Raw genomic sequence first — 17,063 nt, 5'->3', positions numbered from 1 at the left:
GGCTCATTCACCCGAAAGATCGAACGGGCGCGCCAGCAACAGCGCGGTTCCTGAGCCGAGCGTCACCGTCACCGGCCCCTCCGCGACATTGGATATCGTCCGGGAGGAACCGAATTCAAGATCGTAGTCTTCGAGACGATAGCGCGCGCCCTCGATATCAAGCGCCGAGACGTTGCCGAAATTGAGGATGGAAAACAGCGACGCGGGCGGCAGATCGAAAGTGCGCGATCCCGCGCCGAGCGGCCATCCTTCTTCCGATCCCGATGTCAGCAATACGTCGATGCCGCGGGCCTTGAGCGCACAGGCCAGAACCATGTGAAAGAAGGCATGGTCGCTGCGCTCGCCGCCGAGCGCGCCCGCAAGGATGATCCGCCGCGCCCCGAGCGCCAGCGCCTCTTCGACGGCCAACTCGCCATCGGTCAGGTTCTTTTCGGCCGGAAACGGCTTGCGCGGTGTATGCGGCCACCGGTCCTGCAAGTCCGGGGGCGAGGAATCGAAATCGCCGACCCACATTTCCGGATCGAGCTTCAAATCGCGCGCATGGAGCATTCCGCCGTCGGCGGCGATCACCCGCGCGCCGGCGATCTGATCACGCAGCCGCGCCGTGATCTCCAGATTCCCGCCGAGCAGGATCAGAAATGTCGTCTCTGTGTGCATTGCCGGAAGCACATAGCAGCTTTTTCCGCACTTGCCAGCGCCGAACAGCCGGACTAAGACGGTTGTCGCTCTAACGGGGTGCCGGCCGCGCGTGCGGACGGCTGAGAGGCTCATGCCAACCCGAAGAACCTGATCCGGCTCGTACCGGCGGAGGGATTAGACGCCGCAAAGCGCCTTTTTCCCGAAGAGTTCAAACGAAGGAGGCGCACATGCCCGCCAGAACGACTCTGCTTGCCGCTGCTCTTGCGGCATTGACCGGCATATCCGCAGCGACCGTTGCACTTGCCGATGACCGTGAACTGACGGTCTATACCTATGACAGCTTCGTGGCCGAATGGGGCCCCGGCCCCGTGGTCAAGGAGGCTTTCGAAGCCAAATGCGACTGCACACTCAACTGGGTCGGCATCGCCGACGGCGTTGCCCTGCTGAACCGGCTGAAACTTGAGGGTGACGCGACCAAGGCAGACATTGTGCTCGGCCTCGACACCAATCTCGTCACCGAGGCGAAAAACACCGGACTGTTCGAGCCAAGCGGCATCGACCAGTCGAATGTCGCCGTCCCCGGCAACTGGAGCGACGACGTCTTCGTTCCTTACGATTACGGCTATTTCGCCGTTGTCTACGACACGGATGCGCTGGACAATCCGCCGGCAAGCCTCAGGGAGTTGGTCGAAGGCGATGCGAACCAGAAGATCGCCATCCAGGATCCGCGCACCTCGACGCCGGGCCTCGGCCTGCTCCTGTGGGTCAAGGCCGTCTACGGCGACGAGGCGCCGCAGGCCTGGGAGAGCCTGAAACGACGGGTTCTGACGGTCACGCCCGGCTGGTCCGAGGCCTACGGCCTTTTCACCTCCGGTGAGGTGCCGATGGTTCTTTCCTACACCACCTCCCCGGCCTACCACATGGTCGCCGAGGACACCGACCGCTATCAGGCCGCTTCCTTCGAGGAAGGTCATTACCTGCAGATCGAGGTGGCGGGACTGGTGAAGTCCTCGCAGAACAAGGAGCTCGCCCGGCAGTTCCTGGAATTCATGACCGGACCGGATTTCCAGAACGCGATCCCGACGACCAACTGGATGTTCCCGGCGGGCAAGACATCGGAGCCGCTTCCGGCCGCTTTCGGCGAACTCGTGCAGCCGGACAAGACACTTTTGTTCAGCCCCGACGAGGTTTCTGAAAACCGCAAGGCCTGGGTCGATGAGTGGCTGGCGGTCATGAGCAATTGACCTGAATGCTGGGCAGGCGGCAGACGCGTTTCAGCATCGGTGCGGGCTGTGTCGTCCTTGGCGGCATGGCGCTTCTGATCGGCGCTGCCGTCCTGGCCCTGTTGCTGGCGGCGGCAACGCTTCCGGCCGACGGCGGACCGGTGTTTTCCGCCTATATCTGGAAAGTCGCCCAATTCACCCTGCTGCAGGCTGTCTTGTCGACCTTTCTTTCGGTGGCCTTCGCAATTCCGCTGGCGCGCGCAATTGCCCGCCGCCAATCCTTCCTAGGCCGCCGCTGGCTCCTGCGCCTGCTGGCCGTACCCATCGGCCTGCCGCCGATCGTTGCCGCCCTCGGATTGATCGAGATCTGGGGGCGTCAGGGCATCGTCAACTCGGCGCTGCTAGCAGCCGGGCTGGAGCAGCCCGTCTCCATTTACGGGCTGGCCGGGATCCTGCTGGCGCATGTCTTCTTCAACATGCCGCTGTCCGCCCGCCTGCTGCTCGCCCAGCTCGAGCGCGTGCCGTCCGAGCAGTGGCGCAACGCGGAGCAGCTCGGCCTCAGCCCCTGGACCGTCTTCCGGCTGATCGAGTGGCCCTTCATGCGCAGCCACCTGGCCCCGGTCTGCGGCCTTGTCTTCATGCTGTGCATCACCAGCTTCACCCTGGTCCTGCTGCTTGGCGGCGGCCCGGGCGCGACAACGATCGAAGTGGCGATCTACCAGGCACTGCGCTTCGACTTCGATCCGCAGCGCGCCGTCATACTGGCGCTCCTGCAATTGTCTTCGACAGCGGCGCTCTTGCTGGCGCTTTCGCTGCTTGGCGGAGCGCCGGAGGAAGGCGCCACCGTCGGTCATGCGATCCGGCGCCACCCCGGGCGGGGCTCCGGTGCGTTTTTCGCCGATTTCGGCCTGATTGTCCTTGCGGCGCTGTTCCTGGTCTCGCCGCTTGTTTCAATCGCGATTGCCGGTCTGCTTGCCGATTTCGGCCGCCTGCTCGGCGAAACGATCGTGTGGCGGGCCATCACGACCAGCCTGTTGATCGCCATTGCCGCGGCGTTTCTGTCGGTCATTATGGCGATGACACTGGTCCGCGCACGCTATGCCGCCCTGCCACTGGAGCAACGGCATGGCTGGGCGCGGGGCTTTCGTGCGGCCGCCGCCTCCGGCTCGAGCCTGGTGCTTCTCGTGCCGCCCATCGTGCTGGGTGCCGGCTGGTTCGTTCTGTTGCGCGGGCACGTGAATGTCTTCGCCATCGCACCGCTGATTGTCATCGCCGTCAATGCGCTCATGGCGCTTCCCTTCGTTGTGCGTGTTCTGGAGCCCGCCCATACGACACATATGGCCCGCACGGCCCGTCTGACCGCATCGCTGGGCATATCCGGTTTGAACCGGTTCATCCTCATCGACTGGCCGGGCCTTCGCCGGGCCTTTCTGCTGGCGATCGCCTTCGCCATGGCGCTGTCGCTCGGCGATCTCGGCGCCATCGCCCTGTTCGGCAGCCAGGACGTCATCACGCTGCCCTATCTGCTTTTGCAGCGCATGGGCAGCTACAGGACGGACGACGCCGCCGGGATCGCGTTGCTGCTCGGGCTGGTGTGCCTGCTTCTCATGGTGCTTGCCGATGGCGGACGCCAGCGCGCGGCAGCCGGAGCCCAGCTATGATCGGTGAAACGCTGAAACTCGACGCGGTCACTTTGAGGCGCGAGACCTTTGACATGCGATTCGACACGCAAGTCGAGGCCGGAACCATTGCCGCAATCATCGGCCCCTCCGGCGCCGGCAAATCGACACTGCTTAACCTGATTGCCGGCTTTGAAACGCCCGATGGCGGCCGGCTGAGCATCGGCAATGCCGATGTTACGGATGCCGAGCCGTCCGAACGGCCGGTCACGATGGTTTTCCAGGAAAACAATCTGTTTTCGCATCTTGATGTGGCCACCAATGTCAGCCTTGGCATCCGGCCCCGGCTGACCACGGATCCGTCCGACCGGGCGCTGGTGACCGAGGCGCTCAGCCGGGTCGGACTTGCCGGGTTCGAAGCCCGCATGCCCGGCAGCCTTTCGGGTGGCGAGCGCCAGCGCGTCGCCATCGCCCGCGCCGTCGTGCGCCGCAGGCCGGTCCTGCTGCTCGACGAGCCCTTCGCCGCTCTGGGGCCTCGATTACGCCGCGATATGCTGTTATTGGTGCGCCAATTGCAGGTCGAGACAGGAATGACCGTATTGATCGTCACGCACCAGCCCGAAGAGGCTGCCGCGATTGCAGACACGATCATATTCCTGGACAAGGGCAGAACCGTCGCCACCGGCCCGGCGGATGGTTTTTTTGAGCGCGACGACGTAAAAGGTCTTGCCGATTATCTTGGTCAGGGAGAACAATAGGGCGAAAATCGCCGAATCGCCCTGTTCTGCGGGCCAGGCGGCATTGATGACATCAACCCGTTTCACGTGCGGCGAACCGACAAGGCGCAGATTCATCTCACAGGCGCATAAAATCGACGGGTCCCTCGGCTTGACGCCAAGGCGCAATTCGCCGCGAAAAACGGTGGCGCGGATTGTGTGCACGGGATTGCTGTGCCTTGGGCTTGCCGCTTGCCAGACGCTTCTCAACGAAACCTATTCGCCGACGGTCGGACCGTCCGACAATCCGCAGACGGTTCAGCGGTTGCAGAAGAACGATCCCCGCGCCCGCCTCGGAGCCCAGGAACACCCGCGCATCGTCGCCAGCTACGGAGGCGAGTTCAGCGATCCGAAAGTCGAGCGGATGCTGGCCAGGATCGTCGGCGCGCTGACGCTGGTTTCGGAGAACCCGAAACAGACCTACCGCATCACCATCCTGAATTCACCGGCCGTCAACGCATTCGCCCTGCCGGGCGGTTATCTCTATGTGACGCGCGGCCTGCTGGCCCTTGCCAATGATTCCTCCGAGGTCGCTGCCGTCATCGCCCATGAAATGGCGCATGTCACCGCCAATCACGGCCTGCAGCGCAAACGCGCCGAGGAAGCGGAGATCCTGGCAAGCCGGGTGGCCGCGGAAGTGCTGTCCAACAAGATCGACGGCCAGCAGGTGATCGCCCGCAGCAAGTTGCGCCTCGCGGCCTTCTCGCGCCAGCAGGAACTGGAAGCCGACGTGATCGGCGTGCGGATGCTGGGCGAGGCCGGTTTCGACGCATACGCCGCCGCCCGTTTCCTGCGCTCGATGGAAGCTTACAGCAAGTTTCGCGCCGGAGACGCCAATGCCGATCAGAGCCTCGACTTTCTTTCCAGCCATCCGGATGCGCCGAAACGGCTTGAGTTGGCCGAACGGCATGCGCGTGCTTTCGGCCCGCCCGGAACGGGTGTCCGCGACCGCGACATGTATCTCAAGGGCGTCGATGGCCTGCTCTATGGCGACAGTCCGAACGAAGGCTATGTGCGCGGCCTGACCTTTCTTCACCCCAATCTCGGGATACGTTTCAGCGTCCCCAAGGGGTTCCAGATCGACAATACGGCGCAGGCGGTTCTGGCGACGGGTCCGGGCGACATCGCGATCCGTTTTGACGGCGTTACCGACAAACGCCGCACACCGCTGACCAACTACATCGCCAGCGGCTGGGTCAGCGGCCTCCTGCCATCGACGATCCGACCGCTGAAGATTAACGGTCTGGATGCGGCCACGGCACGCGCCTCCGCCGGCAAATGGGATTTCGACGTAACCGTCATCCGGGTAAAGAACCGGATTTACCGGCTGCTGACCGCCGCGCCCAAGGGCAGCCCGAATCTGGAGCCGACCGCTCAGATCGTCCGCAATTCCTTCCGCAAGATGTCCTTGTCGGAAGTTGCCTCCCTGAAACCCCTGAGGGTTCGGCTCTACACCGTGAAGGCCGGCGATACGGTCGCATCGGTCGCGGGGCGGATGCGCGGCACAAACCGGCGCCTCGAACTTTTCAAGTTATTGAACGCGCTTTCGCCCGGAGCGAGCCTGTCTGTCGGGCAGGAGGTCAAGATCATCTCGGACCGCTGATGCGCCGCATTACAGCGCGGATGTAACACCCCAGGGAAATTTCATACGATCCGCGTGATAGGGCAGCCTTTCTCGCGCCTGCCCGACCCGGCTGCGCTGCAATTGCGCCGATATCAGTGCCTCTGCGTCGCCAGCGCGCGCCATGTCGGTGCCGTCGGGCGCCACGATGCAGCTGCTTCCGAGATATTTCAGGCCGTTCTCCGTGCCGCAATGATTCGCGTAGCACACGAAAGCGCCGTTCTCGAATGCCCGCGCCGGAATGACCCGCTCCGCGACCACGCCCCACTGAGCGGCAAGCGCTGTCGGAACAAGCACGAGATCAGCCGCTGCGACGCGGCGGAAGGCTTCCGGGAACTCGGCGTCATAGCAGATCAGGAAGGCGACATTGAACGCACCGAGCCTGAACAGGGAGCAGTCCGAACCGCGGTCGAAATGATCGCTCTCGAAGCCGGGCGGAAGCAGCAGCTTGCGGTGGGTGCCGACCACGGATCCGTCTTTCGCGATACAGGCGGCAGAATTGTAGACCCGTCCCTGTGCTTCTTCCGCATAGCCGAAAGCAATCGCCACGCCGCCTTCGCGCGCCAGCCGGCCGATCTTCCGAAAAGCGGGACCGTCGGGTCTCTCGGCCCGTTCGCCGACCGCATCGCCGATATTGTAGCCGCACAGGAAGAGTTCAGGCAGGACGAGAAGGTCGACTGAGCGATCCTTGATACCTTCCACGGTGTCGGAGAGCCAGGTCAGGCGCTCATCGGGTCCGTGGAGGGCGCCCGGGCTCTGGGCGACCGCGACATTGAGCATTTCCTGCATGACCTATCCGTGGCTGAGAAGGATTGTCCGGGGATAGTCGGTGATGTAGTCGGCACCGTTTTCGGTAACGACCACCGAATCCCCGATCCGCCCCGCCGTCACGCCGTCGACGGAGATGCCGCCATCGACGGCGAAGGTCATGCCCGGTTTCAGGACCGTCCGGTCCCCGGCCTTCAGTTCCGGTGCCTCGAGATAGGCCACACCGATGGAACGCCCGGTGCGATAGCCGGTTTCATAGCCGCGATCGCGGTAGACCGCATTGGCCGCCGCCGCCACGTCTTCGGCCGCCACGCCGGGCCGGATCGCGGCGATCGCCGCCTGCTGCGCCGCGATCGCGGCTTCCTGGACACGCGCCGCCTCGTCCGTGACGCCGCCAATATGGAACATGCGGTCGAAGCCCAGCTTGTACTGCTTGAACTGCGCCATGTTGCAGAAACAGAAATAGACCGGGTCGAACTTCTCATAAGCCCTGACGCTTGCACGCCGGTGGACCATGGATGTGTCCGATCCGCTTTGCAGGATCTGCAGATTGTGGATCATCGGCGAGACGAAGCGGTCCCAGCCCCGGTCCGTCAGGAAGATTGCCGCGGCACGCGAGCCGGCTTCGATGACGGCGATGGCCGACTCATATTCATGTGCCCCTTCCGCAAGCGAGCCATGCGCGGCCTCCATCATGGCGCCGGCGATCGCCCCTGCCTGCCGCATGATCCCGATCTCGAAGTCGGACTTGATCATCCGCATTTCGCCAAGCACGGGCGAGATATCGCACAGTTCGGAACCGGCATAGGCCTCGTCGAGATAATTGCGCACGATGGCCGGCATGTGATTGCGCTCGATCCAGAGCTGCTTCGGATTGTCCCCGACAGCCTCGCCAAGGGCGCGGCCCCAGCTGCGCTGGCCGGCATCCTCCCACACCCTGATGTCTTCGACCCAGGTCATTGCGCCCACCATTTCGGATTCCATCAGGGGCGTTATGACCACCGGCGGTTCGTTTGCATCGACCACCAGCATCGTCGGCCGGCCGAACTCGATACCCAGATAGCCCCAGAAACCGGCCAGATAGGCAATCGAGCTCTCATCGGTGAAGATCGCCTTGGCAATGCCGCGTTCCCGCATCCGGTGCTGCAGCGTTTTCGTCCGTTCCCGGGCCTCTTCCAGCATCCTCAAAACTCCGGTTTCAGCATATGTGTCGCTTTCTGCTTGAGGCTCGACATCTAGCTGTGTACAGCTATACTGTCAAACGGAATTATTATTTGACTTTTCCGCACTACATAGAATTAATGTACACAGCAATAGCGCCTCATATGACAGACATATTCGACAACGGACAGCACCACCGGGCCAAGCTGGGCTTCGTCCTGCTGGCGACGGAACAGACCATCGAGGAAAACATGTTCCGCCTGTGCCCCGAGGGCGTCGGGCTGCACTTCACGCGCGCTCCAATTCCCGACAGCATCACGGTCGCAAGCCTTTCGGCCCAGGCGGACGCGCTTGCCGCAGCCGCCTCCACGCTGCTTCCCGACGGCAGCCTAGACGTGATCGCCTATGCCTGCACGTCGGGCAGTCTCGTCATCGGCGAGGACCGTGTCTTCGAGCTGCTGCACAAGGGCGCGCCGGGTGCAGAACCGACATCGCTGATCACCTCCGTTATCAAGGCACTGCATCATATCGGCGCACGCAAACTGGCCATCGCGACACCCTATCTCGACGAAATCAATCGCCGGGAGTATGACTATCTTTCGCGGCGCGATTTCGAAATCACCAACATCGTCGGCCTTGGGCTTGAAAAAGACAGCGACATGATCCGCGTGCGCCCGGATTACATCATGGAGTTCGCCGCCGATGCCGACACATCCGATGCCGACGCGCTGTTCATCAGTTGCGGCGCTCTGCGCAGTCTCGATATCGTCGGCGCACTGGAACAGCGTCTCTCCAAGCCGGTCATCTGTTCGAACCAGGCGCTGATGTGGGACATGCTGGGCCTCGCCGGTCTGAACGACACGGTGACGGGATATGGCAGCCTGCTGGCCGATGGCCGGCAGCCGTGAACTGAAAAAGGAAAAACCTGCATGGATATGCCGGACAAGAAGGATGGACGCCCCGCCGCCGCCGATCTGCAGGACATCATCCTCGAACGCATCTGTTTCCTTCAGTACCAGCCGGGCGACCAGTTGCGCGAGGCAGATCTCGCCGCCGAATTCGGTACAAGCCGCACGCCGGTTCGCGATGCGCTGAGCCGTATCAGCCATCTGGGGCTGATCGAATCGCGCAACGGTGTCGGCACCGTCGTGATCACGCTTTCCGACAGGCAGATTGCGCAGGTTTACGAGATGCGCCTGCAGCTTGCTCCGCTGATCGGCACCGTCAGCCCGACCGAGGTTCAGGACACGCATATCGAACGGGCCGATGCCCTGCTCGACGAAGCCAGGCAACTGGCCGAACGGTTCGACGAGAAGCGCTATGTGGTGATCAACCACAGGCTCAATCAGCTGATCACCGATCTGATCGGCAATGCGGTGCTACAGTCCTTCTGGCGCCAGACCTACTATCAGGCCGCAAGCACCTGGTATCAGGTCGCCGAGAAAGTCGGTCCGGAGGTGGCGCGTTCCCTTGTCGATGAGCTTGATGATTTGTGCACGGCGCTTCGGCATGGGGACCTTGCTGCCGTCGGCCATATACAGCGCGTTCACATAGGATATGGATACGCCAGGATAAAGACGCACCTTTTCCAGTAAAAAACCCCCACCTTCAGCAAGGCAGGGGCGGTTGTTTCATCGCGCGGATATGCCGATCCGTTCAGAGCGTGGTGATGGCCGGCGCGTCCTTCTCAAGCGCGATTTTCAGTTTTTCCAGCGCACGGTTTTCAATCTGCCGCACCCGCTCCTTGGAAATCCCGAGACTGATGCCCAACGCTTCCAGCGTCGCGCCGTTCTCGCTCAGCCGCCGCTCCTGGATGATTTTCATCTCGCGCGGATTGAGCTTGCCGAGCGCCGACTTGATCCATTCGGAGCGGCGCTCCTGATCGATCATGATGCCGACCTGCTCATCCGGCAGCGGATCGTCGCTCTTCAAGAATTCGATCCGGTCGGAACCGGGCGATTCCGAATCGGAGACGGGCGCGTTGAGCGATGTGTCCGCACCGGACAGGCGCGCATCCATGACGGCGACATCCTTGACGTTCACGCCGACAGCCAGCGCGATCTCCTGGTGGATTGCGCTTTCGCCCATATTCTCATTGCTGCGCCAAAGCTTCGCCCGCAGCCGCCGCAGATTGAAGAAGAGCGCCTTCTGCGCCGAACTCGTACCGCCGCGAACGATCGACCAGTTGCGCAGGATATAGTCCTGGATCGAGGCGCGGATCCACCACGTGGCATATGTCGAAAAACGCACATCGCGCTCAGGCTCGAACCGCGCGGCCGCTTCCAGCAGGCCGACATGGCCTTCCTGGATAAGGTCGTTCATGGGCAGGCCGAAATTTCGGAATTTCGCGGCCATGGAGATGACGAGCCGCATATGGGCCGTTGCGATCTTGTGCAGGGCCTCCTGATCTCTCTTTTCCTTCCAAAGGACCGCAAGCTCGTGCTCCTCTTCGCGGTCGAGATAAGGCGCCGCCATGGCCGCCTTGATCATGTCATTTCCAGCACGAACTCCGCTCATATCGCACTCCTGATTGAAAGAATTCGAAAAACGCAAAACCTGTGTTTCCCGATGGGCCGGAGATATGCGGACCCGTTACGCCCCACTATTAATACGGGCAAACGCACTATCTTTACGTAACAATCGTGTGTGCGGATCACCGCAATTACAAGGAAACGCTGTGTTCACGATTTGGAACCAATCGTTCCCAAATAAAGAAAACATGACTGAAAAAGGCAAAAAACCCGGTCATAAACCGGGTCTTTGCATCATTCTGACGGATATTCCCTCACGGGAACACCGAGTTCACTTTCCGGTGAACCCGGGCAAACCGGCTGCTCAGGCAGCCGCTTCCTGCGTCTCGCCGTCATTGGCGCTGTCGTCATCGGCTGCCTTGCCGCGCTTCGGACCCTTGTTCAGATTGGTCTCGATCAGCCGGACAGCTTCCGTTTCGGAAAGCTTGTTGACTGCCGCGATCTCGCGCGCCATCCGGTCGAGCGCAGCTTCATAGAGCTGGCGCTCCGAATAGGACTGCTCCGGCTGGTTGTCGGCGCGGTAAAGGTCGCGAACCACCTCGGCGATCGAGATCAGGTCGCCGGAGTTGATCTTGGCATCGTATTCCTGTGCCCGACGGGACCACATGGTGCGCTTGATGCGCGCGCGTCCCTGGACAACCTTGAGCGAACGGTCGACGAAATCCGTCTCGGCGAGCTTGCGCATGCCGATCGAGGACGCTTTCGCAACCGGAACCTTGAGCCGCATCTTGTCTTTGTCGAAATCGATAACAAAAAGCTCGAGCTTGTGCCCAGCCACTTCCTGTTCTTCAATAGCCACAATCTGGCCGACTCCATGAGCCGGATAGACTATGTACTCGTTGGTCTTGAAACCCTGACGCTGAGAAGACTTTTTCTGCTGGGTTGTCATACGTTTTTTATACTCCCTATTACAGTCCCGGAGAACGCCGGGTTGGGTACTGATGGACTGAGATCAGGGCCGGGCCGGTATCCGCGGTCCACCCATCCGATCGACTGGCGCCGCTGCGCACCTGGAAATCAACATCCGTCCACAACTGACAGCCGAACAATCGCGCTGCTGTCATTAGAACGTCGGTTCGCGGGGATGTTTTTCTTCCGTGATCGTGGCAATCCCGACAGGCTCATCGAACCTGCTTATGGTCAGTCCTATATAAGTACCACAAAAAACAGCGCGAATCAATAATTTGCCGCACTTGCACAATGGTGCGGCAAGCACCAATCACAATATTGGTTAATTCATGAACATTTTCAAGGCAGCCCCGATTGGAGCGTGGAAACAGCCCGGCGGAGGACCTGATCCGCTCAGTCGCCCTCACCGGGCTCGGGCGAGAAGAACTTCTCGAACTTGCCTTCCATGCCGTCATATTCCGCCGCGTCGGCAGGCGCATCCTTCTTGATGGTGATATTGGGCCATATCTCCGCATATTTCGTATTGATCTCAAGCCATTTCTCGAGGCCCGGCTCGGTGTCCGGCTTGATGGCTTCGACCGGACACTCTGGCTCGCAGACGCCGCAATCGATGCATTCATCGGGATGGATGACGAGCATGTTCTCGCCTTCATAGAAACAGTCCACCGGACAGACTTCGACGCAGTCCGTGTGTTTGCATTTGATGCAATTGTCGTTGACGATATATGTCATGGACGGCTCCGGTGCGGTGTTCGGCTCTGTTGATCAGACGTTCAGGTAGCGGCTTTGTTTTCCCTTGGCAAGACTGCCGCGACCTCAACGCATATAGTGCCGCGCTGAGGCCTTTCTTCCAGAAAAGACGTTCTAATTTCCCGTGCCCGGTGAACAAATCACTATTGCCTGGGGGGCCGCTCGCAAACGCGCTTGCTTCTGTTACAAATTGTCGCACCAGCGGCCGGATTAGTGATCGTCGCCGCCTGACTTCCACTTGTCCATCTGCCGGCGTTCCCGCTTGGTCGGCCTGCCGCTGCCGGCTTCGCGAAAGGGGGCCAGGGCCGATAGCCCCTTTTCACGGGCCGGAGGCGGCGGGCTCATATCCTCATAGAGCAGCCGTGCCTCGTCATAGGGTCCGCGCCGTGTGCCGGGCTGCAGCACCTTCAGCACCAGAACCTTTCGATCCAGCGTCACCGTCAGCACATCTTCGGGCGACACCATTGTGCTCGGCTGGTCGACCTTGTCCCCGTTCTTTCGAACGCGGCCGGACTGGGCGAGCTTCGCGGCCAGGGACCGCGATTTGACGATCCGCGCGAAAAACAGCCATTTGTCGATGCGTTGCCGGCCCTCGACCATCGATGCCTAGAATTGCGCTGTCACTTGTTGAGCTGCTCCTTGAGCGCAGCGAGTTTGGCGAAGGGTGAATCCGGATCGACGGGCTTGTCCTTGCGCGGGGGACGCGCCGAGAAACCGCCGGCCTTGCCCGACTTGTTCGGTTTACCCTTGAAACCGCCCTTGCCTTTGTAGCCGCCACGCTCGCCATCGCGCTGATGGCCGCGGTTCTTGCCGCGCCCCGCGCCTTGCTTGTGCGGCTGCTGATGGCGACCGCGACCACGATTGCCATCGGAACGGCCAGCCGGGCGCCACAAAAGCACGGGCTTCGGCGGCTCCGGCTCACCCTGCTCCTCGGAACCAGCCTCGGGAGCAGCCTGTTCTCCGCCGCTCTGCGCGGCGTCACTGGCTCCGTCCGCTGCCGGTGCTTCCGCTTCGGCCGGTTTTTCGGCCGCCTTCTGTTCGGAAGCTTCCTGCGCTTCGGCCTGCGGCTGCTCGTTATCGGAGACCGCGTCGTCAGCGGTTTTTTCCGGCTGCGCATCCGCGGCGGCCTGCGCCGTCTCATCCGGCTTTGCCGCCTCGTCCGCCTTTTCGCCGCTTTCGGCCGCCTTGGCGTCCAGTTCCGCGAAATGGACCGCGACGTCCTCGGCGCTGGCCTCATCGGCCCGGTAGCCGAGACCCTTGAGGATCTCCTCGATATCGTCCGGCGTTGCGCCGAGAATGGACAGCATTGCCGGTGTCGTCACGAAGCGGCGTCCGTCATAGGCTCCGTCGGGGCGCGGACCGGTTTCCGGCTTCCATTGCAGCAGCGGCCGGATGATGTCGGCAAGCCGCTCGAGGATGTCGATGCGCACCGCGCGCTTTCCCAGGAACCGGAAGCCCGCCAGCCGATAGAACTCCCGCTCGAAGGTGGGGTCCGTGACGATCGATGTGCGGCCGGCCGCGAGCGCGCCTGTGATCTCGCCATAGCCCGGCTTGTCGAAGCCGTCATTGCGCAGCGACCACAGCAGCGTGATCAGTTCGGCAGGCGCCGGCTTCAGCAGCGCCGGCATGAACACATGATAAGCGCCGAAGCGCACCCCGTAACGGCGCAGCGATCCGCGCGCATCCTGATCCAGCGCCTTGACGTCGGCGGCGACATCGCGGCGGAACAGAATACCGAAACCCTCCACCAGCCGGAAGGCCAGCCCCTTTGACAGCCCTTCCAGGTCTTCCGCGGTGGCAAGATCCTCCAGCGGCTTGAGGATCGAACTGATGTGAAATCCGACGAAGCGTTCGATACGGGCATTTATGACGTCACGCGCCTGTTGCGAGAGCTGTTCGTCGGCAAGCAGCAAGGTGCGCGGCTTCAAGGCCTCGTCGCTTTCCGTCAGGCGGGCGACCGGATCGCCGAGCCAGCGCACGAAACCGTCGGACCCGAGCGCGAAATCGCCATTGCCGGATGCATGCAGGCGCGCGGCACGCGCCTCGAATTCAAGCGCGAGGGATTTCTGCGCTGCGGCCAACACCGCCTTCGCGTCGGGCCCCTCGGCATTTGCGTCCGGCGTGAAACGGAATCCGTTCAGTTGTCCCACGTGATGCCCCTCGACAAAGACATCGCCGTCAACACCAATTTCAGCTTCAAGCATCGCGTTCTCTCTCAACCGCTTCATGAGCACTGATGTCCTGCGGTCAACGAAGCGTTTCGTCAACCTTTCATGCAACGCATCCGACAACCGATCCTCGATTTCTCGCGTCTTTTCTTGCCAGTGTGACGGATTCGCCAGCCATCCCGGCCTGTGCGACGCATAGGTCCAGGTCCTGATTTGCGATATGCGCGCCGAAAGCGTGTCGATTTCGCCGTCGGTCCGGTCGGCCCGCCGCACCTGTTCGGCCACATAGTCTTCACGCACGCTGCCGTGCCGGATGATATCGCCATAGATGGTCGCGATCAGATCCGCATGCTGGGCCGGCGTGATCTTGCGATAGTCGGGCAATGCGCACACATCCCACAACCGCTCCACCGACTGCCGGTCCGTCGCAAGCCCCCCAACATCGGCATCGCGCGCCAGATGGTCGAGCGCCTGGCGGTCGACTGCCGGCAGCGCCCGGCTGAGGCCGGCAAGCCTCGGCGCTTCGTCAAGGCTCGCGCACAGTGCCGGCACGGAACTGAAATCAAGCTGCTTGCTGCGCCATTGCAGGACCTTCAACGGCTCGAACTCGTGCGCCTCGACCCGCTCCACCAGCTCTTCGCCGAACGGATCGACCCGGCCGGTCACGCCGAAGGTCCCGTCATGCATATGCCGGCCGGCGCGTCCGGCGATCTGGCCGATTTCGGCCGGGTTGAGACTGCGGAACTGGTAGCCGTCGAATTTGCGGTCCTGCGCGAAAGCGACATGGTCGACATCGAGATTGAGGCCCATGCCGATGGCGTCGGTCGCCACCAGATATTCCACATCGCCCTGCTGGTAGAGCGCCACCTGCGCATTGCGCGTGCGCGGGCTCAGCGCTCCGAGCACGACAGCCGCACCGCCGCGCTGGCGGCGGATCAGTTCGGCAACGGCATAGACCTCGTCGGCGGAGAACGCCACGATGGCCGAGCGCCGCGGCAGCCGCGTGATTTTCTTCGAGCCCGCATAGGCGAGATGCGAAAGCCGCGGGCGTGAAACGACGGTCAGACCCGGCAGCAGTTTTTCCAGTATGCCCCTGATGGTAGCCGCGCCCAGAAGCAGTGTCTCCTCGCGGCCGCGCAGATGCAGGATCCGGTCGGTAAAGACATGGCCGCGCTCCAGATCGCCGGCCAGTTGCACCTCGTCGATCGCGACGAATTCGGCATCCGTCTCCTTGGGCATCGCCTCGACCGTGCACACCGCGTAGCGCGCATCCTTGGGGCCGATCTTTTCTTCGCCCGTGACCAGAGCGACATTCGCCGAGCCGACCTTCACGCAGATGCGCTCATAGACCTCGCGCGCAAGCAGCCGCAGCGGCAGGCCGATGACCCCGCTCCTGTGCGCCACCATGCGTTCGATCGCATAGTGGGTCTTGCCGGTATTGGTGGGGCCCAGCACGGCTGTGACGCCACGGCCGCTGAGGACCAGGGGCTGGTTTTGAGAAATGGAATTCTGGCGCATCAAAAGGGAAACATCTCGGGACTGATTGGTGCTCTCATAACACGTCAGATGGTGCTGAACACCGCAATTTTCATGGCCGCCGTTAAGATTTGGAACAGGGACGGAACGAATCGGCGACGAATCGCTGACTCAAGGTGATTCAGGTTTTGTTCACGGCAAAATGTTCCCCATTGTCTCCCGCAAGACACAATATGCTGAATCGCGCCGGGCCTGCCCATGTGTCTCGACGCTGGAAATCGGCGCAAATCGTTAACGCGCCGTCGGCATGTCGCCCTGGCGCATGACGGCCATGGTTAAGCAATTGTTACCGAACACGAATTTTTAACAGACCGTTAATCGGCCCATCGTCAAAAATCGCCGGATCCGTTAAGGAACCGACCAAAAGCGGAACGAATCGGCGACGAATCGCTGACCGGCCCGTGTTTTTGATTTGTTCTCACAATATCTGGTGCGGCATCAAGCCGGAGATACCAATTAGCCGGAGAACGAACCGCCACGTTTCGCGAAAAAGCCGTCAAAACGTTAACGAACGGGAAAATCATGGCGATCGAGTTCCAACCGGGCACAGGCGCGCGCGCCGATTTCCCGAATCGGAAAACAAAAAAGCGGCGCCCGTCGGACGCCGCCCTGAATGGATGGATTGTTCGGACAATCAGATGAAATACTGCCCGCCATTGGCGGAGATGGTCGAGCCGGTGATGAAGCCGGCATCATCCGATGCCAGGAAGACGACGCAACGGGCGATCTCTTCGGGCTCGCCCAGGCGGCCGACCGGAATAAGCGGCAGGATGCGCTCGTTGAGCACCTTTTCGGGCACGGCACGCACCATTTCCGTCCCGATATAGCCGGGGCAGATGGCATTGACCGTAATGCCCTTTGCCGCGCCTTCCTGCGCCAGCGATTTGGTGAAGCCGAGATCGCCGGCCTTGGCGGATGAATAGTTGACCTGGCCCATCTGGCCCTTCTGGCCGTTGATCGACGAGATATTGATCACGCGGCCGAAGCCCCGATCGCGCATGCCCGGCCAGACCGGATGGGTCATGTTGAAGAGACCGGTCAGGTTCGTGTTGATCACGTCGGTCCAGTTTTCCGGCGTCATCTTGTGGAACATCGTGTCCCGGGTAATGCCGGCATTATTGACCAGCACCTCGACCGGCCCCAGATCGGCCTCCACCTTGGCAATGCCGTCGACACAGGACTGGTAGTCCGACACATCCCATTTATAGACCGGAATGCCGGTTTCGTCCTTGAAGGCATTGGCCTTCTCGTCATTGCCGGCATAATTGGCCGCGACATTGTATCCGGCCTCTTTCAGACCGACCGAGATCGCCGCGCCAATGCCGCGCGTTCCGCCGGTTACGATTGCAACTCTACTCATGA

General features: G+C 61.8%; 15 protein-coding genes and 1 riboswitch. Of the genes, 6 read left to right on the top strand and 9 right to left on the bottom strand.

Annotated elements, in window-relative coordinates; genetic code table 11:
• Positions 1-3 precede the first annotated feature (3 nt).
• Positions 4-657, bottom strand: coding sequence for a thiamine diphosphokinase (locus tag OOZ53_RS10085; protein ID WP_271089381.1), 654 nt, complete (start codon positions 655-657; stop codon positions 4-6).
• A 64-nt stretch (positions 658-721) separates the two neighbouring features.
• Positions 722-830, top strand: a riboswitch (TPP riboswitch).
• 36 nt (positions 831-866) lie between these two features.
• On the opposite strand from OOZ53_RS10085, the gene thiB reads away from it, so the two are divergent.
• From thiB to OOZ53_RS10065, 4 genes are all read left to right on the top strand, one after another.
• The gene (gene thiB, locus OOZ53_RS10080) at positions 867-1,883 is read left to right on the top strand and encodes a thiamine ABC transporter substrate binding subunit (RefSeq protein ID WP_271089380.1); all 1,017 of its coding nucleotides are present in this window, start codon (positions 867-869) and stop codon (positions 1,881-1,883) included.
• A 5-nt stretch (positions 1,884-1,888) separates the two neighbouring features.
• Positions 1,889-3,523: a thiamine/thiamine pyrophosphate ABC transporter permease gene (gene thiP, locus OOZ53_RS10075; protein WP_271089379.1), complete on the top strand. Its 1,635-nt coding sequence runs from the start codon at positions 1,889-1,891 to the stop codon at positions 3,521-3,523.
• Positions 3,520-4,239 (top strand): thiamine ABC transporter ATP-binding protein, encoded by a 720-nt coding sequence (gene thiQ / locus OOZ53_RS10070; protein WP_271089377.1) that lies wholly within the window; start codon positions 3,520-3,522, stop codon positions 4,237-4,239. The genes thiP and thiQ overlap by 4 nt, the downstream gene beginning before the upstream one ends.
• Positions 4,240-4,402: 163 nt before the next feature.
• Positions 4,403-5,860: a M48 family metalloprotease gene (locus OOZ53_RS10065; RefSeq protein WP_271089376.1), complete on the top strand. Its 1,458-nt coding sequence runs from the start codon at positions 4,403-4,405 to the stop codon at positions 5,858-5,860.
• 9 nt (positions 5,861-5,869) lie between these two features.
• On the opposite strand, the gene OOZ53_RS10060 is transcribed toward OOZ53_RS10065, so the two are convergent.
• Both OOZ53_RS10060 and OOZ53_RS10055 read right to left on the bottom strand, forming a co-directional pair.
• On the bottom strand, positions 5,870-6,667 hold the full coding sequence (locus tag OOZ53_RS10060) for a carbon-nitrogen hydrolase family protein (RefSeq protein WP_271089375.1): 798 nt from the start codon (positions 6,665-6,667) through the stop codon (positions 5,870-5,872).
• 3 nt (positions 6,668-6,670) lie between these two features.
• Positions 6,671-7,828: a M24 family metallopeptidase gene (locus OOZ53_RS10055; RefSeq protein ID WP_271089373.1), complete on the bottom strand. Its 1,158-nt coding sequence runs from the start codon at positions 7,826-7,828 to the stop codon at positions 6,671-6,673.
• A 143-nt stretch (positions 7,829-7,971) separates the two neighbouring features.
• Here OOZ53_RS10055 and OOZ53_RS10050 point away from each other — a divergent pair, with 143 nt between their 5' ends.
• Positions 7,972-8,715, top strand: coding sequence for a maleate cis-trans isomerase family protein (locus tag OOZ53_RS10050; RefSeq protein WP_271089372.1), 744 nt, complete (start codon positions 7,972-7,974; stop codon positions 8,713-8,715).
• A 21-nt stretch (positions 8,716-8,736) separates the two neighbouring features.
• The gene (locus OOZ53_RS10045) at positions 8,737-9,402 is read left to right on the top strand and encodes a GntR family transcriptional regulator (RefSeq protein WP_271089371.1); all 666 of its coding nucleotides are present in this window, start codon (positions 8,737-8,739) and stop codon (positions 9,400-9,402) included.
• A gap of 61 nt (positions 9,403-9,463) precedes the next feature.
• Here the strand turns inward: OOZ53_RS10045 and OOZ53_RS10040 are convergent, their stop codons facing one another.
• The 6 genes from OOZ53_RS10040 to phbB form a co-directional block, all read right to left on the bottom strand.
• Entirely contained in the window at positions 9,464-10,324 is an 861-nt protein-coding gene (locus OOZ53_RS10040) for an RNA polymerase factor sigma-32 (protein ID WP_271089369.1), read from the bottom strand.
• 318 nt (positions 10,325-10,642) lie between these two features.
• Entirely contained in the window at positions 10,643-11,227 is a 585-nt protein-coding gene (locus tag OOZ53_RS10035) for a CarD family transcriptional regulator (RefSeq protein WP_271089366.1), read from the bottom strand.
• A gap of 413 nt (positions 11,228-11,640) precedes the next feature.
• Positions 11,641-11,979, bottom strand: a complete 339-nt coding sequence (fdxA, locus tag OOZ53_RS10030; protein WP_271089365.1) for a ferredoxin FdxA — start codon at positions 11,977-11,979, stop codon at positions 11,641-11,643.
• Between the two features lie 228 nt (positions 11,980-12,207).
• Positions 12,208-12,597 carry an RNA-binding S4 domain-containing protein gene (locus OOZ53_RS10025; protein WP_271089363.1) on the bottom strand — a complete coding sequence of 130 codons (390 nt, stop codon included), beginning with the start codon at positions 12,595-12,597 and terminating at the stop codon, positions 12,208-12,210.
• A 20-nt stretch (positions 12,598-12,617) separates the two neighbouring features.
• Positions 12,618-15,683 (bottom strand): helicase-related protein, encoded by a 3,066-nt coding sequence (locus OOZ53_RS10020; RefSeq protein ID WP_271089361.1) that lies wholly within the window; start codon positions 15,681-15,683, stop codon positions 12,618-12,620.
• A 652-nt stretch (positions 15,684-16,335) separates the two neighbouring features.
• A complete protein-coding gene (gene phbB, locus OOZ53_RS10015) occupies positions 16,336-17,061 on the bottom strand; it encodes a beta-ketoacyl-ACP reductase (protein ID WP_271089360.1) in 726 nt (241 codons plus the stop codon).
• Positions 17,062-17,063 lie beyond the last annotated feature (2 nt).

Source organism: Allohoeflea poritis (assembly GCF_027889715.1).
Taxonomy (GTDB): Bacteria; Pseudomonadota; Alphaproteobacteria; order Rhizobiales; family Rhizobiaceae; genus Hoeflea_A; species Hoeflea_A poritis.
Note: the sequence above shows the minus strand (reverse complement) of the source record. Positions and strands in the feature narration are given on the sequence as shown.